We start from the raw sequence: 24,493 nt of genomic DNA on the forward strand, positions 1-24,493 counted from the left end.
GACTCAATATTCGAAAAAAAATAAAAACACATTAATTTCAATGCATTACAAAGTTATCGATTTATTACTAGTACTACTTTAGTTTACTTATTAGCCGATTCAACTTAACAACACGCCAAAAACCATTACAACTGGTTTTATACACAGTACACACTACATAAAGGTGGGAGACATGGCTGACACTAGATATTTATCCGACATTTGTAAGTCGGTTACAGATGAGGTTAAAGCTGGATCGTTCCCCATCGAAAATTATGCGTTTTTCATCATTTTTCGTCTAGAGAGCAGTGGGTTTACAAAGGCCGATTTATGAACAAGAATGCGCTTTACCCCTTTGCTCTGGTGTGGGCGAAGCGCCACGACGTTGGTGGCCGCAGGCCATTCATCAAAATGAAGATGGCCATTGGTCATAACCCCCAACCTTGCAATGCTTACAAATAACGCGCAAATTGCTGACCACTTTTAAGCGGTTTAGTGGGTGCGACTACTGCTGGCGTACCGACATATAAAAAGCCCACAATTTGATCGTCTGCAGCTAATCCTAATGCCTTATTCACATTAGTATCAAAAGCAAAATCACCGGTACGCCATACAGCACCTATCCCAATCGCAAAAGCAGCTTGCTGCATTGCCATCGTCGCACAACCCGCTGCAATATGCTGTTCTAAAGCAGGTACTTTGTCATGCGCTTGTGTTTTGGCGACTACCGTAATCACCATAGGTGCACGATAAGGCATGTTGGCGACTTTAGTGAGAAAAGTGTCGTCTGCACCACTTTTTTTAGCCGCATCAACAAAAATATCTGCCAACTTAGCTAAGCCATCATCTACCGCAATAATAAACTCCCAAGGCGTTAATGCGCCGTGGTCTGGCACTCTTGCTGCAGCATCAAGCAAAAAAGTGAGTTGTTCAGCATTCGGTGCTGGGGCAACTAAGCGAGGCGTCGATTGGCGAGTCAATAACAGTTGTTTAGCGTCCAAGGCATAATCCTCTTGAGTAAAATATTGTGGCGATATTAACAAAAATCCCACCTAGAGGGTGGGATATATTCAAAGTTTAATCATTGATTTCTAATGAGGCCGATACCACTTAGGTATTGTTTAAAAATCGACGTGAGATTAAATAGTCTACGCTAGTGTAACGGCCACCGCCCATCGCAAAAATAGCAAACAGCATGATCAAATAAGTAATGGCGAACTCAATTCCGTTGTTTAGAATAACAATACTACCTGAACTGGTTAACCATTCATAATTACCATGCTCTTGCAAAATGACTTTGGCGGCAGATAGTTTTTCTGCCGAAGCCAATACTTGTCCATTAGCTAACCAAGAACTAGGATCGGCAATCGCTAACCAACCATTAGGTAAATGTACCGCAAAAGCAGCGACAACCATGGTGGCCATCATAGGCAATGCGACGATGCGGGTCGCAAGTCCAATTAATAACAAAAAGCCACCAAACAATTCAGTTCCCGCAGCCATAGCGGCCATGACTTCTGGCATAGGTAAGCCTAATCCCCAATCTGGATTACCAAACCAAGCAGCTGTATCTTCAAAATGTGATAATTTGTTGTAACCAGCCTGCATGAGTACTGGCGCTAAATAAATCCTTAACGCTAATGGCGCAAAGCCTTCTATATGTTTTATCGCATTTAAAAACTGTTGATATAACCCACTTAGTGTTTGCATAAATCATCCTGACTAAATCGTTGTTGTAAGAGACCCGCTAAAGATAAAAAACATTTCAGCTTAGGCCACTTACTTATATAAACCTTTATTATTTATCTAAGTGTAGCTCAGTTAAATCATCTACTAATTCAGTTAGTTTTTCGTCGAAGTGCTGACGTTGTTTTTGACTGAATGTTTGATTGAGCGCAATCAGCATGGTGCCAAATTTACGCGTGTTTTCATCAACATTATCGCGATAAACTGTAGACTTTAATTGATCAGGCGAGATCATCAATAACTTCATTTGTTGAGTAAAATAGTCAGTTTGCTGACGGCGTTTCAGCGCTTGTTCGAATTGACTTAGCCATTCATGGCGATACTCAAGCCACATGTCTAACGTGGCTAAACGTTCAGTATTAGCTTGATGAATAATACTTTTTTGTTCATCTGTAGCGTCACCAGTCCATTCAGATAACTGTTTGGCAATTCTTTTGTCTGAGTCTTTTATCAATTCAGCTTGATCTTTACCGGCATATTCTTCAATTAATTCTTGTTGTTCTTTTTTAAGCTGCGTTAATACCTGGTTAACTTGTTCATCGGTGAAACTTGCCATAATAGGTAATAGTTCAGGCATAACAAAATCAAAAATACGGTGCCAATGTGCCTTTGCCATTGACACTTGATTAAGCCATAGCTCTGGGGTCATTGTTTGTTGATTAGTTAACGTTGATAATAACGACAGTTGATCACGATACCGCGGCAATTCTTGTTGGCGATGCCAGACTAAAAACGATTCAATAATGATATCAAATTTATCTTGTTGTTCTGAGGTAAAGTCTACGTACTCTTCGACCTCCCACTCTATCGCCCAATCTAGAAAAAAATAACTGACTTTTGTGGAACAACCAACAAAAAATAAACTGCATAATAGTAGGGTTATCAATTTTTTAGACACAGATAATTCCTTTATCAAAAATGTGCTTCACTTATACTTTGTAAGAACCTTTTACGTTATCGGAGCATATTAGCAAGTGATTAATGTAAAGTAATGTGTAAAATATTGTAAGTATTGTGTGACTTTTTGTGGCTCTTTGGCTGCCATCAGTAATGCCCACATTGCTGAAAACAACCAAAAACAGTTTATTGCGGCGGGTAATGCAGCTTTTGCCGCTGCCACATCGGTAAGACTAGCAGCCTGACAATATTGTCTGATCACGTTATCAATTAATTGGTTCACTTGTATCGTTGATAACTGATGGCTTGCCACTACGCTAGCTAAATCGAACAACGGATGACTTGCAACAGCATATTCATAGTCAATACAAAGCAGTTGATGAGAGGCACTACCGCTAAGCAATATATTGTGGGGGGTTAAATCTCGATGACAAAAAGTGGGCAGTAGCACACAGGCTTCTAACTGCGATAACCAACACCGAACAAGCCCATTTAAACGTAACAATTGCTGCCAAGCATCATGCCATTGCGGAGCGATTTGCGACGAACTTAATTGGTCTAACTGCTTCGCATATTGTTGCCACTGTTCAGTCACGGTAATACTTTTACTGGGTGCTGGTAAGGTAATAAGTGTGCTAAATAGAGTTGTTAGTAAAGGAACAGCATCAACGGTTAAAATTGGCTTGTTTTGTCCATTCTGCAAAGATGAGTAACTGTTAATCGCTGAAAAAATTGACCAGTCGATGCTTGGCTGTTCGATAAACTCACTTAAATATAGTTGGTTATCATCACTGGCCCAAACTAGGGTTGGGGCAATGTGAGCCGCAATAGCCTTTTGCCAACATTCTATTTCAAGTGCCCTATCACACCAATTACTGTGATGTTGATTAACCCTTAAAACCTTATCGCCATCATCACAAAATAACTTAATATTAAGATTACTTATCCCTGCGTTGAGCAATGATATGGCGGTACATTGTGTTTCAAGTCTATTAAACAACGCTATTGGCATCGTTTTCATCATGATATCAAGTACATCAACGGGTAGAGATAACAAGGGCTGGGACATCTAATATTTTCTCTAATGAAATGCTATTGTGGTTGGCTATACTCCAACCACCTCTTGGCTCGTATTGTCTTGCGTTATTATATTATGACGATATTTCTTACGCCACATCATGTATCCACCAACCGCCATCGCGACATATAAAACAAACAAACCCGATGTCAACATTAAGCCTTTTTGGAAGTAAAGGTAAATAGACACAAAATCAATGACGACCCAATAGAGCCAATTTTCCAGCACTTTTTTCGCCACGAGATAGGTTGTTACTATAGCAAAACACGTGGTTGCCGCATCGACATACGGAAATGCTGCCGACGTGTAATGAGCCATACCATAACCCACCAGCAAAGATATTAGTGATGTTGCGCCGACGAGCCAAGCATGAGTTCCAAAAGACCAGCTAGTAATATTAAGGTGATGTGTTTCTATATTGTGCTGAGTACCATTATGCAGCTCAGAATTGTGCAAATTACTTTGTTGTGAAGGCGGGACTTGCAACCACAACCAATAACCATATACCGCCATTCCCATATAATAAATATTCAGCACAGACTCCATTAACAAAGAGACATTCCAAAATAGTACTGTATAAATGGCGGTACTAATAAATGCAGCAGACCAACACCAAATGTTAGTCCGCATAGCAAGAATTAAGTAAGCAAGTGCCAACATAACCGCAATAGCCTCCCAAAACGTCATAAAAGACGCCTCATTAAAAGCTTGCTGGATAGTTAATAACACATCATTCATGACGTTTATTCGCTATGTGAAAGGTCAAGTTCGCCACCTAAAAATTTACACACAAACACGGCTTTGCCCCACTTTTTATGGGCGGCCTCCATTTCTACAGCCAACATTGACATAACATCAGCATATTCACCACAGACTTGGGTTGCCATCGCGTTTGTCACTCGTTGAATATTGTCATAACTATCCACTCTGGCGATAAACCATTGAATAGGATCAAGATAGTTCTCATTAAACGGATACATGCTGATTTCTGCAGTTAATTTCATTTTTTTATTCCTTATCAAAAGCCGTTGAAACATAAGTCACAACGGCTTTATGTTATTACATAAATTGAACTTCTAAAGTTACACCCAGTTGGCGTGGGTCACCATAACGAATATATTGCTTGTCTGCCCAATCTTGATCGGGTTCATTGCCAAAGTAAAAGCCTCGCACACCATATTGTTCATCAAACAAATTGCGGCCCCATAAAAATGCCGACCATGTTGGCGTTTCATAACCTAAGCGGGCGTTGTAAATGGTATAGGCTTCTGACTGCGATTCATTGCTGTCAGAATAATAAAACTGACTTTTACCACTGGCATTCACATTTGCAAACCAACCTGAATCAGCAACATACGTCATACCGGCACTGTAAGTAAATTTAGGCGAATGCGCTAAGTCGCGTCCAGATAAATCAATGGTAGAACCGTATTTGTCATTGTATTGATATTGACCATATTCAGTTTCTAACCAACCAAAACTACCATAAAATTCAATACTTTCGGTCAAATACCATTTCGCATCGAGTTCAGCACCGTAGTTATTTGAACTGCCAGCGTTTTCTGTAAACAGAATAAACCGCTGCGGGCTATCTGGGTCTTGTAAAGATGCGGCAACTTGTTGATCTTGGCGATCCATATAAAATAGCGCCAAGGTGGAATCCACTTCTCCGTCAAACCAGCTCGATTTAACACCGACTTCATAGTTATATAAAATCTCAGTGTCGAACTGTTTCTTGTTAGATAATTCCGCAGGAAGTGTCATATTAAATCCACCCGCTTTGTAACCGCGAGCAATACGAGCATAGACATTTTGATTATTGTTAATGGCTTTAGAAAGCGCTATATGGCCACCCCACATATCTTCTGATGGCGCAAAATCATCTTGGTTACTGTCACTATAATCACTATCACGACGTTCAAATCGCAATCCAGTCGACAATAAATAATCGTCACCTAGATGACTGTCTAATTGGCCAAATACGGCATAATTTGTCGCATCATAACTCGACTGTAATACTTCATCAGGATAAGAGTTGTACTCTGAGTATAAGTCGTTATCTTCTTTTAAATTCATCGCGTATACACCCACTAACCAGTCGGTGCTTCCCGCCCAAATTCGTCCAGCCGTTTTTGAAGACAAACGAAACTCTTGAGTTACCGTTTTACGGTCCCCCTTTTTATCCCAAGTATAATCGTAAACACATGGCTCACTACCGATAGAATTATAGTCATCATCGTATGCAGTACATTGCTTGCTTGCCCAATAGTCTGGGTTTGCCCAATCACCATCATAACCATTGTGATGATCTGTTTGTGCAAATGACGTTAACGAAGTGAAATCGAATTCTTGCATCCCAGTATAAATAAACTTAATTCCTGCCCCTGTGGTTTTTTGGCTATCAACCCCAGGTTCGTCAGTTAACGTGTTAGTAAGATTATTGTCCAATGTCCACACATCGTAACCATTATCAAAATTGGCATGCAATAAGGTCAAATCAACTTGAAGGTCGTCTGTAGCGTACCAACGAAGCTTAGCCCTTGCCGTTAACTCGTCGCGTTCATTAGTATCATCGCGGTTAAGATAAAGGTTGTCACGGTAACCATTTTGATTGTGTTGTTCTAGTGATACACGGTAGAGTAATTTACCTGAATCATTGAGTGGACCAGAACTAAAGCCTGAAAGCGTGCGAAGGTTGTCGTCACCTAAACTGACTTTTGCCCCATGTTCAAATGATTCAGTAGGATCATTACTTTTTAAGTAAATTAATCCAGCTAACGCATTCGCTCCATATTGGGTACCTTGTGGACCGCGCAAGACTTCAACTTGCTGCATGTCGTACATACTCGACACCATGCCAAGTCCAGATAAATCAATATCATCAACTACAAAGCCAACCGATGAGTTTGGCGCGCCTTGATATTGCTCTTGTTCACCCACACCACGAATTTGGAAATATTTAGGACGAGAACTACCACCAGACCAATTAAAGTTAGCAATTGAATTAAGCACATCTTCAAAATGTTGCGCGCCTTCATCTTCTAATTGTTGAGCATCAATAACGGTAACGCTGGATGGCATTTTATCAAGGCTGATATTACTAAAGTCAGCGTTAACAACTATCACTTCCATTTTTTCAGATTCAGGTGTAACGCGCTCAACATCGGCGGTTTTAGCCATAGCAACAGGCGAGCTCAATGCTGTAATAACAGCTAAAGCAATTGGCGTGTGGGATAACCCAGTAGAATTTTTCGTGAACATAGGACCTCAAATAATTATTTTGAGATCCGGCAAGAGTAGCGAATAAGAGGTGCACATAACAATTGTGTGGCCCATTCCTACGCCGGTATAAGCCGGATCAGGTTCTAAGGGTTTGTCTGATAGACATCTCAGTTCAGTTTTACTGAACACCCCTTGGCGACGACGATTATAAACTATCTACAATCTGATTACACGAACAGTCATATATTTTAATAACACAAAATATTCTGGGTATTGAAGCTAACACCTTGAAGATAAATAAAGTGTTAGCTTTAATTATTTTCAAGGTGTTAGTTAACTTGAGTTAGGTTAACAACACTGACGTTATCTAATTAATAAGAAAACGTTTCGCGTACGTAAATCTCAAAGCGAATTGCTTGGGCATTTGGCGCCACACCACTCACTTGCAATTGTTGCATGCCATGCAATTTAACCGACTTCCAACTGCTTGCTTCGTCTTCAACAGTCAATCCGTTAGCATCAAACCAAGTAAATTTGTATTGTACCCGTAAATCGGTACTGGATTTACTTTGAATTAATGCCGATGCTTTAAGTAAATCAGCCACCCTATGTGATGATATATTTGTCACGTTAATATCACTTGCAAATGAAGTGCTATCAACTCTAACCAGCCCACTAGAATCGACAGAAATGCCCGCAGTATTGTGTGCACATGCACTCAGTAACAGTGCAGAAGCGATAAAGCATAATGATGTTATTTTCATACTATAGTCCTTCTAATAAACTGATTAAAATAATCTTGTGGAACAATAAAGCTCACTATATTGCTAATCCAGTAAAAAATGAGCTCGTGCTGTGGCAATAAGTTGTTTACGGTTGGTTTGCCAGCAGTTAATGCTCACGTTCGCAACTCGACGACCTTGGCGAGTAATTTTACATTCGGCAAACGTATCTTGGTGTAAACCCGCACGTAAGTAATCAATCGAAAAATCAATAATTTTAGGTACTTTTTTGGCTTGCATAAATACCATTAATTGCACAATAGCCGACATTTCCATAAAACCAGCAATCACTCCGCCATGTATCGCTGGCAATATTGGGTTACCGATATTGTCATCTTTAGCGGGTAGTCTAAATACCATTTCGTCACCAAAACGGGCCACGGACATACCAATGAATTGTGAGTAAGGTACTTTCTCAAGTAAATAGCTGTAATCATTCAATTCAATGGCGCGTTTAACCACATCTTGAACATCTAAACCTTTTGCTGGATCTATTTGGGTTGACTCACTCATGATTTCACCCCCGGCAAATTACCCATTAACGCTTGACGAAACTCTTCGCCGACCATTTCAGGGCTAATGCGCATAAATGACCCCACGGCATGAGCAATAGGCTCATCAATGCTGTCTTGATAGGCAATGGCACGGGTAAAAGCAACGCTTGACGATAAACGATAGCATTCAGCAAAAGCATAAACAGACTTATGAGGTTCTGCTGGTTTCATATAATCGACCCGTAAATCTAATGTTGGTGACAATTCTAAGGTCTGATACTTTTTCAAAATAGCGCACACAACAGATGTACCGCAAGCAGTATCGATTAAGGTGGTAATAACCCCGCCGTGGATTACCCCTGTATCTGGGTAACCAATAATGTCTTGGCTGTAAGGCAACTCAATAAGCACGTGATGCTCGCTGGCCTCTTGGACCGTAAGTCCTAAACGACGACATTGAGCAAGTTGATTAACAAAGCGTGTCGCAACTTCCGTTAACGGAAAAAAATCACTGTTAATTTTCATTATCCACGACTCAGCATAGGGCCTAAGGGTTTACCACCTAAAAGATGCATATGAATATGAAACACCTCTTGGCCACCATGCTTGTTGCAATTTATGATTAATCGATAACCATCTTCAGCAATACCGGCTTCATCAGCAAGTTTGGCTGCTACTGTTATCATCCGCCCTAATGCTTTTTCATCAGACGCTTTAATATCATTAGTTGTCGCGATTAAATGGTTAGGAATAATCAGAATGTGCGTAGGAGCTTGCGGAGCAATATCCCGAAATGCGGTAACTAACTCATCTTGATATAAAATATCCGCTGGAATTTCACGACGGATAATTTTGCTAAATATGGTTTCTTCGGCCATTAGGGGACCCTCATTAGATAACTGCATTGATGCTATTGATAATACTATCAACTCTTTGAACTATCACTCCAGTAAAAACACTTTTTATGGGTAATATTTTGCCTAAAATGGGATTCGTTTGCTTAAGTGAGTCAATTTTGGCAGCATTGGTCATTATAGCTCAATCGTTTTGATTGCGACTTGCCACTCATTCGGAATTCTTTATGCATTATCATATTCATGCGGTCGACCCAAAAGCTCATTTATTTGAAGTTACTCTAACGGTTACGGCAGCATCGCCTGCACAGGTATTTTGTTTACCCGCTTGGTTACCTGGTAGCTACATGATCCGCGATTTCGCTAAAAACATCATAGAAATTGATGCCAAAGAAAATCAACAATCGCTATGCGTTACTCAATTAGACAAACAGACTTGGCAGTTAAATAACCAAGGTAGCGATGTTACCTTGTGCTACCAGATTTACGCATGGGATTTATCTGTTCGTACCGCTCATCTTGATACTAACCATGGTTTCTTTAATGGCAGCAGTGTGTTTTTAGCGGCAAAAGGACTTGAGTCTGTGCACCATAGCGTCACCATTGCTAAACCAGCACTGGTTGAATTATCCCATTGGACATTGGCCACCAGCATGACAAGAGTCTCTGGAGAGCAATTTGGTTTTGGTGATTTTAGTGCTGAAAACTACGATGACTTAATTGACCATCCCGTTGAAATGGGTGAACTCACCATTGAAACTTTTTATGCAGCTGGTGTTCCACATGATATCGTACTCAGTGGTAAACACCGAGCCAACATGACTCGTTTAGCCAATGATTTAACAGCTATTTGCGAATATCAAATCAATTTATTTGACACTCCAGCGCCGTTTAAGCGTTATGTGTTCATGACCACTGTTTTGGATAATGGTTTTGGCGGCTTAGAACATAAAGCATCAACCGCTTTAATGTGCTCTCGCAACGATTTACCTGTATCACTTGATGCACCTGTGGATAAAGGCTATCGCACTTATTTATCATTATGCAGTCATGAATATTTTCACTCATGGAATGTAAAACGAATTAAACCGGCTGAATTTACCCCGTTTGATTTATCACAAGAATCATATACGTCTCAATTGTGGGCCTATGAAGGCATCACATCATATTACGATGATTTAATTACTTTTAAATCACAATGTATTGATCATGCAGGTTATCTTACCCTGCTCAGCCAAATTATGACTCGGGTATACCGAGGCCAAGGTCGTTTTAAGCAAACGTTAATGCAATCAAGTTTTAATGCGTGGACCAAATTTTATAAGCAAGATGAAAATGCCGCCAATGCCATTGTCAGTTATTACACCAAAGGTGCATTGTTTGCGTTATTTTTGGATTTAACCATCCGTATTGAAACCCAAGGTAAACAGAGCCTAGATGATGTAATGCGAACGCTTTGGCAACAATACGGCTTAACCGGTATCGGAACCGATCCGCTTAGTCATCAGCGAATTGTCGAAACGATACTGAATCGCCCTTGTGATGATCTATTTGCCTACCTTAATAACTGTGATGATATTCCGCTTGAAGCTTTATTGGCTCAAGTTGGGGTGTCGATGACTCTTCGTGCCAGTGAAGGTAATACTGATTTAGGTGGCGGTGACGCTAAAGGGTATATCATTGGCTTTGGTGCAAAAACAAAGACTGAATCATTGGGTTTAAAAGTGTTAAGCGTAATCCAAAATAGTCCGGCACATCAAGCTGGCCTTAGCGCTGGAGATTTACTGATTGCAGCAGATAACTTACAAGTTACCGCACTATTTGAACAGCAACTACAGAACTTACCCATTGGCGAGGAGCTTACCTTACATTGGTTTAGACGTGATGAATTAATGCAAGGACAATTGCCAATTCAACAAGCTGCTTTAGACACGGTTTCGCTTAGCGTCATTGATGCCACAAAAACACAATTATGGTTTGATTGTTAAACTAAAATAGACATAAAAATGGGTATCGATTGATACCCATTTTTATAAACCTGCACTTTTATAAACACGTCAAGATATTATATTCTTACTTCATGCATATGAGTTTGCGCCCACGCAATTGCTTGTCCGCGGCTAGAAACGCCAATCTTTCTAAAAGCTCGATATAAATGGGTTTTTATCGTTGATTCGCTAACAAATAACTGATTAGCAATATCTAGATTAGTGCTGCCAGATAATAAAGTCTGTAATACTTCGCGTTCGCGAATGGTTAACTGTTCACTGTCATCGTCATTTTCATCGCTCGCGGTTGAATGTAATAATTCTTGAGGAATAACTCTTCGACCTTTCATGATGTTATTTAAACCAAGACTGATTTCACTTAAGCTGCTGTCAGCATAAAATACCCCTAAAGTCGTCGAAGGGTGGATAAGAAACCGAGTATCAAGTTGTTTAGGGAAATTGATAAAGACTGTATGGATAGAACAATACTCACGTTCAATAAGACGCTGTAATTGATATACCTGTTGTAAGTCAATGCTTGATAAGTCAAAAAAGACTATCGAAATCGGTTCTACAGACAATATTTTGGCCATAGAGCTTGGGTGGCTTTTAGATAATTTAACTAAAAACTCTTGCGGCCAACGACAATCCAATAAGTCTGTTAACAGTTGAGACCTTGACACTATCATCCAATTTACGACTTTAAACATTTCATACACTCCATGTGATTAAAATACATGACTCAATGTCAAGCCTATATTCATATACGATAATACTAACAATCGGCACCTCATCTGCAAATAAGCCAAAAGGATAACGATAAACACAAAAATAGACTTTAGTACTATGATGATGAACACTCAATATTCTAGTTAATTTGATTGGATAATGCATACATTAGATAACATAAAAGCTTAATGCATTACTCAAGTCAGCAATTATCGTTAATCGCTTAATCAAATAAGTAAACTGGCCATCAATGCTAAAAACAGAACGATAGAAGTGATTTGCCAAAACCGTACTGGGTTACGGTTAATTAGCGGAACAAAATGCTTAGTATTTCGATTTATACTTGCTGTGGTTAATTGATGAATAAGCTCACAGGTATCAGCTTGACGTAAATTAGGTTCAATATTAAGTGCTTTTCTTAATGCCTGATCAATCCACTCTGGCACCATAGGATTTAATTTATGCACGCTAACATATTCTAATCGTAAATAATCTTGCCGATTTCGACAACGTTCTAATTTACCTTTAAAAGGTAATTGCCCGGCTAACATCTCAAAAGCAATAACCGCCAAAGAAAACAAATCGGCGCGCCCATCAGCTTGATAACCAAGCATCACTTCTGGCGCGGTATAATCTGCAGTACCAAGAATGCGATCACGCTTTAGCGGACTGCTTATTTCGGCAATACCCTTAATGTAACAAGAACCAAAGTCGATAATTTTTACCACTCCCTCACGCGTAATAAAAATATTATCGGGTTTTAAATCTTGATGCAGCGTTTCACGGCGATGAAATGCTCTAATGCCTAATTCGATTTGTTTGAGCAGTAATAACACCTCTTCCACTGGCGCTTTTTTATGCTGAGTCAGCCACTCTGCTAAGCTTATTCCTGATAAGAATTCAGTTAAATAGTACAAGGCAGACTTCGTTTTCTGTTGCTCGACCACCTTGACCACATGTGCACTATTGATACGTTGACCCGTCCAACTTTCTAACATGAATCGTTCAATATAAGCAGCATCGTCTAAGTAATTAACCGAAGGGGTTTTCATGCAAAAAACTTGGTCGAGCTCATTGACTACCCGATATACCTGGCTGCGTTGTGATTGATGAATAATATGAGTAACCCGATAACCATCTAGCTTCATCCCTTCGCTTAACGGTGGTGGGAATGGCTGCTGAGATAAGCTGTGATAAACATCATCTATGGCTTGCTGAGGTAATTGACTCACACTTAAAAGCTGCGCGCTAAGATTATCTTTGCTACCAGAATCAAACGCTTTTCTAATCAAAGATTGGCAAAATTGTTCACATAAGTCATCGGTTAACAGAGGATATGATTGGCAAAACTCACTTAACTCTTGATGTATAACAAACTCAGTAAATTGGTCATGAACCCCGTCTGTTGTCATTAAATACAGGTCACCGACTTCTACCGACAAGGTTTTGTAATCAACATCTAATTTTACATCCATCCCCAATGCACGAGTAAGATATTGGTTTGATGAGCTAATGTTGGCACTGTGGTCATGACTTAATTGAAGTAACTCACCTCGACGAAAACGATAAATCCTCGAATCTCCCACATGCAGCATGTGCACAGAACAAGACTTAAATACCAATGCACTAAAGGTACAAACAAAACCACGCCTAGCATCCCGATAATCTTGCCCTAACCCATATAACCAACGGTTTAATGCCGTTAAGACTTTAGTGCTCGATGTTTGTACACTCCACGTCTCTGGAGTGGAGTAGTAATCTGCTAGAAAGTTACTGACACTAATGGCTGAAGCATGTGCACCACCCTCAGCGGTACTGACACCATCACTGATAACACTCACAACGCCCTTCGACATGAGTGATATCCCAGAAGGAATACGAATTCCTATTGCATCTTCATTTTGTAACTTGCGGCCTTTTTCGGAAGCTTGACCAACAACAAGTTGCAATGTTGCTGCAAATGGAAACATATCATCTGTACTATCCAGTGTTTTTTCTAACGACTTTTCAGCCATATAAGCTCTCGTTGTTTGGTTAACATGTTTGTTAAATAAAAACTCAAACTGCATGAATACAAGCAGTTTGAGTGTTAATCACAAAGTCTGTAAATATTATTTAAATCAAATACTAACTCACGCTAATTAACGTTACTTCACCTTGCTCGTTTACTTCAGCAATATGACCTTTGGGTTCTTTCATAAAAAATAATGTCACGAAGCCAAATATGGCACTCACTGCAATCACATAGAAAAACACTTGAGTAGACACTAACGAGTAAACCGTTAAGAAAAAGACTGCACCAACATTACCATAAGCCCCTGTCATACCGGCTATTTGTCCGGTTAAACGGCGTTTAATGAGAGGTACCGCGGCAAATACAGCGCCTTCGCCACCTTGAACAAAGAACGAACAAGCCATGACAACCATTACAGCTAAAGTTAATGACCAAGATGAATCAATTTGCGCTACCGATAAATAACCGATAGCCAAACCCGCTGTGAGGATAAGCAAAGTTGTTTTACGACCAAACTTATCACTTAACCAGCCACCACCAGGACGAGACATTAAATTCATAAAGGCATAACTTGAAGCCAACATACCAGCCTGTGCCATGCCTAATTCAAACGTTTCGGCAAAAAATAATGGCAACATCGACACAACAGCAAGCTCTGATCCAAATGTAGTGAAATACAAAATATTCAACACAGCAACTTGCTTAAACTCATAACGTTCAAATTCTGGGACTTCAATTGAAAACAAGTGTTTGTTCACTTGATACGTTTGATAATAATCAAACAAAAACACCACAACTAAGCCAAGGTAAATTAGATAAGTAACATCTTGAGTAAACATACTCACACCAGCAGGAGACAATTTCCAACCTAGCAAGGCTAATGTTGCATACATAGGGACTTTCATAATGATTAATAGCACAAAATCACTTTTACTAGTCACTTCTAATCCACCACCTTTTTTCGGCTTAAAGTAGGTTGAACCTTTTGGGGTGTCGGTAACGTTAAAGTAATACACAAACGCAAACAATAAGCTCATTAAACCGGTAATGCCAATGGCATAACGCCAGCCATCAGGGCCACCAAAAGCAAGGGCAATAGCGGGTAAACTAAAGGCTGCAGCGGCTGAACCAAAGTTACCCCAACCACCATAAATACCTTCTGCAGTGCCCAACTCTTTAGCCGGAAACCACTCACTCACCATACGAATTCCAACCACAAAACCAGCGCCAATAAAACCAATCAGAAAACGCGCCAAGGCTAATTGCTCAAAGGTATCTGCCACTGCAAACATAAAACAGGGTATAGAACAAATTCCCATCAATGCTGAATAAGTGATCCTTGGACCATATTTGTCAGTAACCATGCCGATAATAATCCGTGCGGGAATGGTTAACGCCACATTGAGGATCAATAATGTTTTAATTTGCGATTTAGTCAGCCCTAAACTGTCGGCAATTACGCTGACTAATGGAGCGGCGTTAAACCACACCACAAAAGTAATAAAAAAGGCCATCCAGCTTAAATGCATTATTTTCATTTTGCCGTGAAAAGAAAACAGATTAAATTTTTCAGCACTCATGTTGCCTCCTTTACGACTGAGCTAAGACAAAAACATTGCCTTGCTCAGTTTTAATATCGAATGGTTTAGCGACTAAATCAGTATTTTCAATACAACGCCCCGTATCCAAACGGTAATGTTGCTTATAAAGCGGTGAAGCAACACAAAGCTCACCGTCAATTTCACAAATTAATCCTCTAGCTAACAAGCTCACACCACTGGCAGGATCGACATTATCAAGGGCAAATAAACCGTCATTACCAAGGTTAAAAATAGCCACTGCACGTCCCGCTACCCAAGCTGCTACTCCGGTGCCTTTTGGCATACTTGCTTCGTTGCACACGTTTATCCAACTCATACTAATTCCTCCAAAACGGGTTGTTCGATTACATCGGTTATATCTTTAATGGCAATGGTTCCAGCCCCTGCATCTTTTATATTTGGGAAGCGTTGCTCCCGAATACGTTGATAAGTATTGGTACTTGTTAGCGGTGCTTCATCTGGATTTACAAATTCATTAAAACGCGCCAAAAATTCAGGCTGCTCAAGGCTGGTCTTCCATTCGCATTGGTAAGTGTCGGCAATAAGATCCATCTGTTGCTCTAGTACGTCATTAATCCCAAGCGCATCATCAATAACAACCGATTTTAGATAATCTAATCCGCCTTCTAACGAATCCATCCATGTGGAAGTACGTTGTAATTTATCTGCGGTTTTGACATAAAACATCAAGATGCGGTCAATGTATTTATAGAGATCTTCGGTCGACAAGTCGGTAGCAAATAAATCCCCATGACGTGGGCGCATACCGCCATTACCTGCAACATATAAGTTCCAACCTTTATCACTTGCGATAATACCGATATCTTTGCTTTGGGCTTCTGCACACTCCCTAGTACAACCTGACACGGCAAATTTTAATTTGTGCGGACTGCGTAAGCCTTTGTAACGATTTTCTAAATCGATAGCGAAACCGACTGCGTCTTGCACACCATAACGACACCAAGTACTGCCAACACATGACTTAACTGTTCTTAGTGATTTGCCATAGGCATGGCCAGTTTCAAAACCAGCATCAATGAGTTTTTTCCAAATTTCAGGTAACTGCGATAGCGGTGCACCAAACATATCAATGCGCTGTCCACCTGTTATTTTGGTATACAGGTCATATTCTTGGGCAATTTGGCCCATAGCGATTAGTTTTGTTGGGGTTATTTCGCCACCCGCTACTCGCGGTACAATAGAATAAGTACCGTCTTTTTGGATATTGCCTAAGTAAGCATCATTGGTGTCTTGCAGTTGTACATGGCCATTATCTTGATTGAGTACATATTGGTTTTGGAGGCTTGCAAAGATAGATGCGGCTGCAGGTTTACAAATTTCACAACCATATGTGTGCCCACTGGCAGAGGGGTTGCCATGCTGAGTGATTAAGGTATTAAAATCATTAATGCCTTCGACTTGGCATAAGTGATACAAGGCTTGTCGGTCATGATCAAAATGGGCACAAATCCCAGCATTAAAATCGAGCCCTGCAGCTTGCAACGTTTGATCAATAATTTTTTGAACTAACGGCGCACAGCCACCACAACCTGATGCCGCGCGAGTACAAGATTTGATTTCGGAAATTTTATGGTTACCCGCATTAACAGATTCAACAATGTCACCCTTGGTCACTTGATGACAAGAACACACGATAGAGGTGTCTTTTAAATCAGCTTCGTTTTCAGCACCTGCTAGCAATAACTCAACCGCAGAACCTTCTATTTCGTCTTGAGATAAATAGGTATCAAGTAATCGGCTATAATCGCTGTTATCACCAATTAACACCGCACCTTTTAAAAACTTACCCGTTTCATCTAACCATAATTTTTTATAAATTCCCGTTTGGTTATCAGACAACTCAACAAATTGGGCATTATCAAAACCGCGACTCGCACCAATAGCTGCCACATCAACACCCAGTAACTTAAGTTTGGTGCTCATATCTGCACCGGTAAATGACTGTGAAACAGTATTTGATGTTAATGAAGCAATATGGGAAGCCACAACACGGGCCATTTGATAACCAGGAGCCACTAAACCAAATATTTTTTGCTGCCATAATGCACATTCACCAATAGCATAAACATCTGGTGCAGAAGTTAGACAGTAATCGTCAATTTCAATACCGCCACGTTCACCAATATTAATATTTGACACTCGAGCTAATGAATCTTGTGGACGAATACCGGCAGAAAAGACAATCATGTCGGTTTCAAGATAAGATTCATCATTAAAGGTCATTCTATGTAATGCCGTTTCACCGTCGATAATTGCAGTGGTGGCTTTTGAGGTATGTACACTCACGCCAAGTTGTTCGATTTTGCTACATAACAAATCTCCCGCTTTATCATTAAGTTGAACGGGCATCAATTGTGGCGCGAACTCCACAACGTGGGTTTTCACTCCAAGTTGCTTCATGGCATTAGCGGCTTCTAACCCTAATAATCCACCGCCAACAACAACCCCAATTTGACTGTTTTGCGCTGCAGCTTGAATGGCCTCAAGATCTTCAATGGTGCGATATACCAAACACTGAGCACGGTCGTTACCTTGAATAGGTGGAACAAATGGAAATGATCCAGTAGACAGTACGAGGCGGTCATACTGGTAATGGTCACCTTGACCACTTGTGACCATTTTAGTGGCAATATCAATTGCGGTTATTGGGGTATTTAAGTGAAGCGAAATCCCCCAATCTTGATAGTCTTGCGCACTGGTCAGCATCAAGGGATCGGCGCTACCGGTCTCAAAATATTTTGACAATTGCACTCGGTCATAGGCTGGACGAGGCTCTTCTCCAAATACATGCACATCAAACGTTTCATTGAGCCCTAAACTACATAATTGCTCAATAAAGTGATGACCTACCATGCCATTACCTACGACCACTAATTTGGGTTTTGAGACTGCCATATCCTACTCCTTCATGCCAAGGACCGTATAAAAACAAAATGGCACCAACTCCGCTTAAAGAGTTGGCGCCATTGCCAGTTACGATCCCGATTTTTAAAATTTTACTGTTTGAGCACAAGTGGCTTTCACCATTATCGTCATTCAGTATCATATTGTTATATTGCAGGCTCTGTGCCAACAAATAAAAAACTTTAACTCATTGATTAATTATTACTTTGTAGTTCCCATACTGTATCCCGTGGCGATAACACGTCCACCTTTGGGGTGTTTGCACCAATATAAAGCGCACCATCATTGATCATATTTAACTTCCTGTTACTTCGGCACTATTTGGCTTGCTGACTAGGGCGATAATTTGTGCTGACATTTTTGCCAAAGACAACCCTTTTTGCATCGCTTGTTGTTGAATAATTTGATGTGCTTTAGCTTCGTCAAACCCCTGCTGCATAACAATCAATTTTGCCTGGCTGAGTAATTTTATACTGCGGATCTCGTTATCTAATTTATTAAATTCAGCTAAGGTTTTACTGGCGGCATTAAACCTAGCTTGGGCTAAACTTATCACGCTGGTTAATCGGTTTACCGTTAACATTTCTGGGATAAAAGTAATGCGACCACAATCCAACAAATCAGTTAACGCTGCCTGTTGCCAAGTCTTGGCATTAACAATTATCACCATAGGTTTATTTGTTAAAGTGCGTTGAATTAGGCCTTGGATTTGATTGTCTAATGTGTTGGTTAATACCAATAAAGTATCAAATGTTTGTTGATGTAATCGTTGCTCAACTTGGCTTACAGAAGACAGTACAGTAACGTGGCCAAATGCCGCCAAACAAGCCTGATATTGCACAACATCACAATCAACTACTGGTACGGCGGAAAAACTCGGATCACAAAATATTAAACTGCGCATAACCACTCCTTGTTTTGCCATTGCTCGAGTGGACTATCTATTGGACTAAAACGGTTTTCCCAACATTGCAGGCTTAAATCAACCGCTTGTTCTGCTGTAATAACTACATTTTTGTTGGGTTCCGTCATAGTTGATTTTCGGCTCAGTAATAGCAGTACCGCAGCCAAAGTAGCCGTAATACTGCTAAGCGCTTGCTCAATCATGGTGCGCGACATTAATGCTGTGAGCTCATTTGCCAAATAAGGTTGTTTTTCGCGCCATAACAGCGCAAGAATTTCATTAGACAATTCTGCTTGGCCTACCTTTGCACCAGAAAATCCATCTAATATCGTAGGAATAGAGAAGCTCGATACCTCAGTATGCTCTGCTTGTCCGTTGACGACCGTTATCGTGGTCGACACTCTTGGATTACATTCTGTTTCGCCTTGTAAACCTTTAAAAATAGCAATACTGGCATCATGGTATTCACCGTTTGTAAATAACACCTCACAAATACTCTGGTGCAGATTATCTAACCCCGGATGAAAATAACTGCGCAGACTTATCGGCGCATTAGCAGGGTTGATACAACGCGCTGCCGTTTGAATTAAACTGCGTAAACCCAATTCTTGATGTAATTGACGACACTCATCCAGTACTGGCGCTAAATTACCCGCGCGTACATACACAATGTTATCTGACATCAACGCGGTATTAGCGCTTTGCGGTGAAGTACAACAAGTTATATTCAATGCTTCTATGCAAGATTCAACATGGCGACGATGTGGCAAAGCTTGGCTGTCGCCATGCAACATGACACGAATGCCTTTGCTCGCCAATAATTTTGCTACCAATAATAACCAAGGTAATTGTTCACGCTTACCCGCATATACAGGCCAATCAATATCAACCGCTAATGAACTCCAACCTTCATCTAGGGTATGGCGCAAACCAGCCACCATTCCAGCGACTTCTGCTGTCGTTTCACCACGAACGCGCATTAACATCATGGCACTTGCCATCTGAGCACGGGTCGCTTTTCCTTTGGCAAAACCTTCAAGCAATAAGCTAGCCTCGGCAAACGTTAACGTCCGCGAGCCTTTCTCACCCTTACCCAAGGCTTTAATCAATAACCGAAAATCAAACTCATCGGCTGATGTCAGGGTTAACTCGCCAATTTTAGGCATATAGTGCCTCATACTCATATTCTGACTGTGACTCTGACAATGGTGAAGCAAAGTCGATATCGTCGAGTAAAACCCCAAGTTGTTGCCCGACACTCACAACCTCACCAATAATGATTAATGTTGGCCCCGAGTCTTTTATGGTTAACGCGGCATCAGCCATAGATCTAACGGTAGCATAAGTGACAATTTGGTTTGGTCTACCACCATTGGTAACGAGTGCTACCGGCAAATCTTCAGAACATTGTGCATCAATTAGCCCTAGTGAAATTCTTGCTGCTTGTTCTTTACCCATATAAAACACTAAGGTCGATTGTGCCGCTAATAATGCCTGCCACTGCGTAGGCGCATTTACATTATCGGCATCGGTCATCTTAGTGCCAGTTATCAAGGTTACGCTGCGCGCCATACCACGAAAAGTCAATGGAATCCCTGTACTTGATGCACAACCTAACGCCGCGGTAACACCGGCAATAAACTGTGACCGGATCCCCTGCTGTGCCAAGTAAAGCGCCTCTTCAGAACCTCGGCCAAAAATATGTGGGTCTCCGCCTTTTAAACGTACTACTTTTAATCCTTGCTGAGCCAAACTCAGTAATAATGTATTAATATCTTCTTGCTTAACACTTGGCTGACCGCAACGTTTACCAACAAAGTGGCGCTGACAAGATGGCGTCACCAACGTTAAAATATCGCTGCTCACAAGGCTATCAAGCACTAATGCATCTGCTTGGGCGACAATTCGAGCAGCTTTAATGGTCATCAAATCCAACTGACCACAACCAGCGCCAACAATGGCGACTTCGCCAGCTTGCAGTTCACGGGTATGTAATCCATCAGTAATACTGCCTAAAGAGTTAATTGGCTGATGACCTTTTATCATTGCGTCTACGCTATTCATTAGGCAACTTCCTCTTCTACTGCATGTTGATGTTCAATTTCGGTGTACGATAATGCATCCTGCCAACTTTGCTTGGCACACTGCTTTACTTCACTGTTACAACTACCACAATGACGCCCGCAACCTAATAATGATTGAGTGCTGTCTAATGCCTGTTCAAAACTGATGTTAGCGACACCATCACTCATCACTTGATCATTAAATTGGTTATTCATTTCGGCGCTAATCTTCGCTTCGGTTACACCAGTACAAGCACACACTAATGGGCTGTTGCCCGCCTTTATTTGTTGATGTAATTGCTTAATGAGCTGGTTATCTAAAGGTTTACCAATAAACGCATTCATTTGGGTTAACGCGACATCCACTTTAGTGTCAGATAACAACTTTAGTGCTTTCAGTAACCCTTTCTCCATATTGCATTGGATATATAAAGGCTGGCCATCTATCGTTAAGGTCCATTTTAGTGAATGGGCTGTCGCTTGGTAGGCAAAACCGTCGTCGATATCTGTAAAACCAATGTGATGACACACTCCGTTCTCCAGCGTTTGTGTTACTTGCCAACATAGCCCGTGAGCAGAAGAGTCGTGTTGACCAAAAACCACACCTTGCAGAGCCAGTTCAACAGGACTTAATGTCACTGGTTGACACTTAAACCCTGGTTGTTTTGATATTGGATCGACACGTGCATCTAATGCCTGATTCACTCCTTTGGTCAGCGAAAACTGTGCAGACCAATGCATCGACATCAAAGCCATATTTGTCGGTATTTCATCATCGACAACGGCGCGAGCGACCGTGAATGAAGGTTGGATAATGAAATCAGGGTTAGTGAGCTCAGCAGAGTATTGTTTAATTTGATTTTGAATGGCTTCAATTCGGACCAAGCCACCTTCTGTTAAAGAAAATGTGCTGAGTTGTGATGAATGCATGAGAACAACAGGTTCTGGAATACTGGCTCGTAAGCTAGCAATATGCCCAGTGCGAGTCATGGTATGCCACTGATCCCGACTGCGGCCGCTATTAAGTAACAGTGTGTTACTCGGTAACAATTGCTGCGAAACATTAGCGGCTGGCGCAACAAACTGAGCTTTACCCGTTGCGGTAGCAAATACACCATCACTGAAAACACGCACGTTTTGTTGACCAATTTGAGCCGACAAAGCAATAGGCCATTGAGTTGGTGCTAATGCATCATATTGTGCTTTGGATAAATCTGTTAGCCCAGTAAGATCAAACATCTTAGTCGGAAAAACCTGTTTAACCTTAGCTGATAATGCTGCAAACTCGCTAAATACACTAACGTTGTCATCAAAATTAAAGCCATCAAAGCCCATTTTTTTCGCTACCTGACTAAGCGCCCACCAATCAGGTTTAGCTTGTCCTTTGGCTGTGATAAAGCCACGCTGGCGGGTAATAGTACGCTCACTATTTGTGACGGTACCGCATTTTTCCGACCAGCCTTGAGCAGGAAGTAATACATCAGCAAGCTTGGCTGTATCTGAGTCTGGGCTGATTTCAGACACCACCACAAAAGGACAATCGGCTAATGCTTGTGCTATTTTTTCACTGTTGGGCAAAGACACCACAGGATTGGTACCCATAATCCAAATAGCTTTGATTTTACCTTCGGCAAGGGCATCAAACATCTCAACCGCAGCTAACCCTTTCTGATCTGCTACTCTGTCAGTTTGCCAAAAATCAGCTAGTAACTGCTGCTCCGGTTGTGAAAATCCCATATGACACGCTAACTGAGTCGCTAAGCCTCCTACCTCACGGCCGCCCATAGCATTAGGCTGCCCTGTTAACGAAAAGAATCCACAACCAGTTTGACCAATGTGCCCTAGCGCAAGGTGACAATTAATCATCGCATTCGTCACATCGGTGCCGATGGTTGATTGATTAACCCCCTGACAAGATGCCGTAAGCACTTTATTGTTATTGACGACTAATTGATAAAAATCTGTAAGCTGGGTGACTGAAACACCGACTTCAATGGCAAGTTGGGTTAAATTGGCGCTTAATTGTTGCGCCTGGGGAACCACAGTATCAAAGCCTTCTGTGTGTGCGGCAATGTATGCGTGGTCAACACTATTTTGATCTGCTAGATAACCGAGTAAACCATGAAAAAGCGCTAAGTCAGCACCCGGTTTAATGGCTAAATGTAAGTCAGCTTGTTTTGCGGTGGCGGTTGATAAAGGGTCGATAACCACTAAATGCGCGTTGTTGGCTTTTTTCGCGGTTAATATCCGTTGAAAAAGCACTGGATGAGTCCAAGCTGTATTAGCACCGACTAGCACTATGACCTCTGCTTGTTCTAAGTCATCATAACAACCTGGCACCACATCTTCACCAAAAGCGCGCTGCATAGCACTAACCGCTGACGACATACATAAACGCGAGTTAGTATCAATATTGGCTGTTTGTAAAAAACCTTTAGCAAACTTGTTTGCTACATAATAATCTTCAGTGAGTAATTGCCCTGATAAGTAAAGTGCAACGGAATCTGGACCATGTTCCGCAATGGTTTGCGCAAACGTGTCTGCAATCAAGGTGCTCGCATTGTCCCAATCAAGTGGTTTACCTGAACGAAGTTTAGGATAACGAAGCACATTGGGTTGAGCTAAACTGTCGAGTAAACGCTCTCCTTTTGCACATAAATGCCCTTGATTAGCAGGGTGATTACTATCACCCATTAATGATACATCGGCCACATCGACATCAACCCAATCGGCTTTAGTCGAAGACACGCTAACACCGCACCCGACACCACAATAAGCACAACTAGACTGGATTGTTGACATACATCTACCCTTTCACATTAACGATTTCATGATTAAATGACTGCGAAAGCCGTGCCAAAAAGTTAACATGCTGATTTACAATAGAAATAGAAATTCAGTTAAGTTTATTACATCAACATTTGCGCAACAAAAGTGCATGCCTGCGCACTTTTGTTGCGCATCTAGTTGAAATTAAAAGAATTTTAATACCTATAAAGAGGTATGCGAATATATATTGAGTAATATAAATGAGTGTTTAACTCACCGTCTTTCATCCTTTAATTAAACATTTTTTAAAAGGAATGATGATTTTTCCAAATTATACGAGATTAAAACTGAATGAGTTGATACATGCTGAATGAGAATTTTAGGCAATACATTAGGGAATAACGTTCTAATTAACGCAAGTAAATTGAAAATTGATGAATAAGTTTGT

Annotated in this window: 22 protein-coding genes and 1 riboswitch; of the genes, 1 reads left to right on the forward strand and 21 read right to left on the reverse strand. The window is 40.9% G+C overall.

What is annotated here, in order from left to right; genetic code table 11:
* Positions 1-252: 252 nt before the first annotated feature.
* The 12 genes from ABIS04_RS11380 to hinT all read right to left on the reverse strand — a co-directional run bounded on the left by ABIS04_RS11380 (position 253) and on the right by hinT (position 9,076).
* Positions 253-411 (reverse strand): hypothetical protein, encoded by a 159-nt coding sequence (locus ABIS04_RS11380; RefSeq protein WP_350431136.1) that lies wholly within the window; start codon positions 409-411, stop codon positions 253-255.
* A 20-nt stretch (positions 412-431) separates the two neighbouring features.
* Positions 432-980, reverse strand: coding sequence for an NAD(P)H nitroreductase (locus tag ABIS04_RS11385; RefSeq protein WP_350433425.1), 549 nt, complete (start codon positions 978-980; stop codon positions 432-434).
* A gap of 109 nt (positions 981-1,089) precedes the next feature.
* Positions 1,090-1,689: a DoxX family protein gene (locus ABIS04_RS11390; protein WP_350431137.1), complete on the reverse strand. Its 600-nt coding sequence runs from the start codon at positions 1,687-1,689 to the stop codon at positions 1,090-1,092.
* Between the two features lie 88 nt (positions 1,690-1,777).
* Entirely contained in the window at positions 1,778-2,623 is an 846-nt protein-coding gene (locus ABIS04_RS11395) for a DUF6279 family lipoprotein (protein ID WP_350431138.1), read from the reverse strand.
* Positions 2,624-2,692: 69 nt separating this feature from the next.
* Entirely contained in the window at positions 2,693-3,691 is a 999-nt protein-coding gene (locus ABIS04_RS11400; RefSeq protein WP_350431139.1) for a phosphotransferase, read from the reverse strand.
* Between the two features lie 36 nt (positions 3,692-3,727).
* Positions 3,728-4,438: a nicotinamide riboside transporter PnuC gene (pnuC, locus tag ABIS04_RS11405; protein ID WP_350431140.1), complete on the reverse strand. Its 711-nt coding sequence runs from the start codon at positions 4,436-4,438 to the stop codon at positions 3,728-3,730.
* Between the two features lie 5 nt (positions 4,439-4,443).
* A complete protein-coding gene (locus tag ABIS04_RS11410) occupies positions 4,444-4,704 on the reverse strand; it encodes a hypothetical protein (RefSeq protein WP_350431141.1) in 261 nt (86 codons plus the stop codon).
* Positions 4,705-4,759: 55 nt separating this feature from the next.
* A complete protein-coding gene (locus ABIS04_RS11415) occupies positions 4,760-6,961 on the reverse strand; it encodes a TonB-dependent receptor domain-containing protein (protein WP_350431142.1) in 2,202 nt (733 codons plus the stop codon).
* Between the two features lie 57 nt (positions 6,962-7,018).
* Positions 7,019-7,125, reverse strand: a riboswitch (TPP riboswitch).
* A gap of 168 nt (positions 7,126-7,293) precedes the next feature.
* On the reverse strand, positions 7,294-7,686 hold the full coding sequence (locus ABIS04_RS11420) for a YcfL family protein (protein WP_350431143.1): 393 nt from the start codon (positions 7,684-7,686) through the stop codon (positions 7,294-7,296).
* Between the two features lie 63 nt (positions 7,687-7,749).
* Positions 7,750-8,217 carry a PaaI family thioesterase gene (locus ABIS04_RS11425; protein WP_350431144.1) on the reverse strand — a complete coding sequence of 156 codons (468 nt, stop codon included), beginning with the start codon at positions 8,215-8,217 and terminating at the stop codon, positions 7,750-7,752.
* On the reverse strand, positions 8,214-8,723 hold the full coding sequence (locus ABIS04_RS11430; RefSeq protein WP_350431145.1) for a PaaI family thioesterase: 510 nt from the start codon (positions 8,721-8,723) through the stop codon (positions 8,214-8,216). Before ABIS04_RS11430 ends, ABIS04_RS11425 begins: the two co-directional genes overlap by 4 nt.
* On the reverse strand, positions 8,723-9,076 hold the full coding sequence (gene hinT, locus ABIS04_RS11435) for a purine nucleoside phosphoramidase (protein ID WP_350431146.1): 354 nt from the start codon (positions 9,074-9,076) through the stop codon (positions 8,723-8,725). The genes ABIS04_RS11430 and hinT overlap by 1 nt, the downstream gene beginning before the upstream one ends.
* 203 nt (positions 9,077-9,279) lie before the next feature.
* Here hinT and ABIS04_RS11440 point away from each other — a divergent pair, with 203 nt between their 5' ends.
* Positions 9,280-11,040 (forward strand): PDZ domain-containing protein, encoded by a 1,761-nt coding sequence (locus ABIS04_RS11440; RefSeq protein WP_350431147.1) that lies wholly within the window; start codon positions 9,280-9,282, stop codon positions 11,038-11,040.
* 77 nt (positions 11,041-11,117) lie between these two features.
* Here ABIS04_RS11440 and ABIS04_RS11445 read toward each other — a convergent pair whose 3' ends face one another.
* From ABIS04_RS11445 to ABIS04_RS11485, 9 genes are all read right to left on the reverse strand, one after another.
* On the reverse strand, positions 11,118-11,750 hold the full coding sequence (locus ABIS04_RS11445; protein WP_350431148.1) for a LuxR C-terminal-related transcriptional regulator: 633 nt from the start codon (positions 11,748-11,750) through the stop codon (positions 11,118-11,120).
* 246 nt (positions 11,751-11,996) lie between these two features.
* On the reverse strand, positions 11,997-13,784 hold the full coding sequence (locus ABIS04_RS11450; protein WP_350431149.1) for a bifunctional protein-serine/threonine kinase/phosphatase: 1,788 nt from the start codon (positions 13,782-13,784) through the stop codon (positions 11,997-11,999).
* A 112-nt stretch (positions 13,785-13,896) separates the two neighbouring features.
* Positions 13,897-15,363: a NarK family nitrate/nitrite MFS transporter gene (locus ABIS04_RS11455; RefSeq protein ID WP_350431150.1), complete on the reverse strand. Its 1,467-nt coding sequence runs from the start codon at positions 15,361-15,363 to the stop codon at positions 13,897-13,899.
* Positions 15,364-15,373: 10 nt separating this feature from the next.
* The gene (nirD, locus tag ABIS04_RS11460) at positions 15,374-15,700 is read right to left on the reverse strand and encodes a nitrite reductase small subunit NirD (protein WP_350431151.1); all 327 of its coding nucleotides are present in this window, start codon (positions 15,698-15,700) and stop codon (positions 15,374-15,376) included.
* A complete protein-coding gene (gene nirB, locus ABIS04_RS11465) occupies positions 15,697-18,300 on the reverse strand; it encodes a nitrite reductase large subunit NirB (protein WP_350431152.1) in 2,604 nt (867 codons plus the stop codon). The genes nirD and nirB overlap by 4 nt, the downstream gene beginning before the upstream one ends.
* A gap of 304 nt (positions 18,301-18,604) precedes the next feature.
* On the reverse strand, positions 18,605-19,213 hold the full coding sequence (locus ABIS04_RS11470; RefSeq protein WP_350431153.1) for an ANTAR domain-containing protein: 609 nt from the start codon (positions 19,211-19,213) through the stop codon (positions 18,605-18,607).
* Entirely contained in the window at positions 19,201-20,379 is a 1,179-nt protein-coding gene (locus ABIS04_RS11475; protein ID WP_350431154.1) for a glycosyl transferase, read from the reverse strand. Before ABIS04_RS11475 ends, ABIS04_RS11470 begins: the two co-directional genes overlap by 13 nt.
* Positions 20,372-21,277 (reverse strand): uroporphyrinogen-III C-methyltransferase, encoded by a 906-nt coding sequence (cobA, locus tag ABIS04_RS11480; RefSeq protein ID WP_350431155.1) that lies wholly within the window; start codon positions 21,275-21,277, stop codon positions 20,372-20,374. The genes ABIS04_RS11475 and cobA overlap by 8 nt, the downstream gene beginning before the upstream one ends.
* Positions 21,277-24,078 carry a molybdopterin-dependent oxidoreductase gene (locus ABIS04_RS11485; RefSeq protein WP_350431156.1) on the reverse strand — a complete coding sequence of 934 codons (2,802 nt, stop codon included), beginning with the start codon at positions 24,076-24,078 and terminating at the stop codon, positions 21,277-21,279. The genes cobA and ABIS04_RS11485 overlap by 1 nt, the downstream gene beginning before the upstream one ends.
* Between the last annotated feature and the right edge of the window lie 415 nt (positions 24,079-24,493).

Source organism: Shewanella sp. H8, assembly GCF_040285065.1.
GTDB classification, from domain to species: domain Bacteria; phylum Pseudomonadota; class Gammaproteobacteria; order Enterobacterales; family Shewanellaceae; genus Shewanella; species Shewanella polaris.

Bases quoted from the DNA above. Each gene is read 5' to 3' on its own strand.
- ABIS04_RS11445 (WP_350431148.1), bottom strand. From the start codon at position 11,750: ATGTTTAAAGTCGTAAATTGGATGATAGTGTCAAGGTCTCAACTGTTA.
- ABIS04_RS11415 (WP_350431142.1), bottom strand. From the start codon at position 6,961: ATGTTCACGAAAAATTCTACTGGGTTATCCCACACGCCAATTGCTTTA.
- nirD (WP_350431151.1), bottom strand. From the start codon at position 15,700: ATGAGTTGGATAAACGTGTGCAACGAAGCAAGTATGCCAAAAGGCACC.
- ABIS04_RS11400 (WP_350431139.1), bottom strand. From the start codon at position 3,691: ATGTCCCAGCCCTTGTTATCTCTACCCGTTGATGTACTTGATATCATG.
- ABIS04_RS11430 (WP_350431145.1), bottom strand. From the start codon at position 8,723: ATGAAAATTAACAGTGATTTTTTTCCGTTAACGGAAGTTGCGACACGC.
- ABIS04_RS11455 (WP_350431150.1), bottom strand. From the start codon at position 15,363: ATGAGTGCTGAAAAATTTAATCTGTTTTCTTTTCACGGCAAAATGAAA.
- hinT (WP_350431146.1), bottom strand. From the start codon at position 9,076: ATGGCCGAAGAAACCATATTTAGCAAAATTATCCGTCGTGAAATTCCA.
- ABIS04_RS11450 (WP_350431149.1), bottom strand. From the start codon at position 13,784: ATGGCTGAAAAGTCGTTAGAAAAAACACTGGATAGTACAGATGATATG.
- pnuC (WP_350431140.1), bottom strand. From the start codon at position 4,438: ATGAATGATGTGTTATTAACTATCCAGCAAGCTTTTAATGAGGCGTCT.
- ABIS04_RS11390 (WP_350431137.1), bottom strand. From the start codon at position 1,689: ATGCAAACACTAAGTGGGTTATATCAACAGTTTTTAAATGCGATAAAA.
- ABIS04_RS11380 (WP_350431136.1), bottom strand. From the start codon at position 411: ATGACCAATGGCCATCTTCATTTTGATGAATGGCCTGCGGCCACCAAC.
- ABIS04_RS11420 (WP_350431143.1), bottom strand. From the start codon at position 7,686: ATGAAAATAACATCATTATGCTTTATCGCTTCTGCACTGTTACTGAGT.
- ABIS04_RS11470 (WP_350431153.1), bottom strand. From the start codon at position 19,213: ATGCGCAGTTTAATATTTTGTGATCCGAGTTTTTCCGCCGTACCAGTA.
- nirB (WP_350431152.1), bottom strand. From the start codon at position 18,300: ATGGCAGTCTCAAAACCCAAATTAGTGGTCGTAGGTAATGGCATGGTA.
- ABIS04_RS11475 (WP_350431154.1), bottom strand. From the start codon at position 20,379: ATGCCTAAAATTGGCGAGTTAACCCTGACATCAGCCGATGAGTTTGAT.
- ABIS04_RS11440 (WP_350431147.1), top strand. From the start codon at position 9,280: ATGCATTATCATATTCATGCGGTCGACCCAAAAGCTCATTTATTTGAA.
- ABIS04_RS11425 (WP_350431144.1), bottom strand. From the start codon at position 8,217: ATGAGTGAGTCAACCCAAATAGATCCAGCAAAAGGTTTAGATGTTCAA.
- ABIS04_RS11485 (WP_350431156.1), bottom strand. From the start codon at position 24,078: ATGTCAACAATCCAGTCTAGTTGTGCTTATTGTGGTGTCGGGTGCGGT.
- ABIS04_RS11410 (WP_350431141.1), bottom strand. From the start codon at position 4,704: ATGAAATTAACTGCAGAAATCAGCATGTATCCGTTTAATGAGAACTAT.
- cobA (WP_350431155.1), bottom strand. From the start codon at position 21,277: ATGAATAGCGTAGACGCAATGATAAAAGGTCATCAGCCAATTAACTCT.